Annotated in this window: 1 protein-coding gene; it reads right to left on the bottom strand. The window is 37.3% G+C overall.

Annotated features, from left to right (window positions below; translation table 11 throughout):
- Positions 1 to 613, bottom strand: a 613-nt coding sequence (locus EHQ58_RS18555; protein WP_210412852.1) for a hypothetical protein, incomplete at its 3' end; no start/stop codon positions are given.
- Positions 614 to 727 lie beyond the last annotated feature (114 nt).

The raw sequence follows: 727 nt of genomic DNA, 5'->3' as shown, positions 1-727 counted from the left end.
CTTTCTTATCTTTCTTATCTTTATTATCTTTATTATCTTCGTTATCTTTGTTATCTTCGTTATCTTTGTTATCTTCGTTATCTTTGTTATCTTTTGGGTTTAGACACTCTTCTCTCCATTTCGGAAGGTTGTGAATGAAATTCTGAATTTCTTTACTAGCACGATAAGACTCGATGGTATCTTTAAAATCAAATTGTAAGGCGGAGAGAAAAGTACTATATAAAAATCGTTTCCTCGCAAATTGCCAAAGGACTAATGTTTGGTCAAAATTACATTCTACCTGATCCAAAGAGTCTATCCCCCAGTAGAAAAGGATTTGACCATCCGTATGATAGGCTTGCCAAAAAAAACGATTCGTAGTGGTCAATCTATCAGCGATTAGATGTGCATCTTCAAAGGCTTTTGCTTTCCAATAGCTCAACGATAAGTTCAAAAGGGGCCTTTCCTGTCTAAACCCATACGTGGAACTTTCTAAAAAGAATTCGTTGGCTGCAATGTAGTTCTCAGAAGCATAAAGACCAATACCTGAGTGGTTTGGTAGTATGGATGGATGATGCAGCCTCTTCTGGGAACAAGAATAGATTCCAAGCTGAATGAGAATTACGATACCCAAAAGGTAGTACTTCCACTTCCTCCAATAATGGACCAGAACGTCATCGCTTTGTGTTTTCTCTTTAAAATCCAAGCTTCACCGCCCTTCGGATATAGAGAAAATCGAAAAGAAAGA

It is taken from the genome of Leptospira ognonensis (genome assembly GCF_004770745.1).
Taxonomy (GTDB): domain Bacteria; phylum Spirochaetota; class Leptospiria; order Leptospirales; family Leptospiraceae; genus Leptospira_A; species Leptospira_A ognonensis.
The sequence above is the reverse complement of the archived record's forward strand: the minus strand, read 5'-3'. Positions and strand labels throughout refer to the sequence as shown.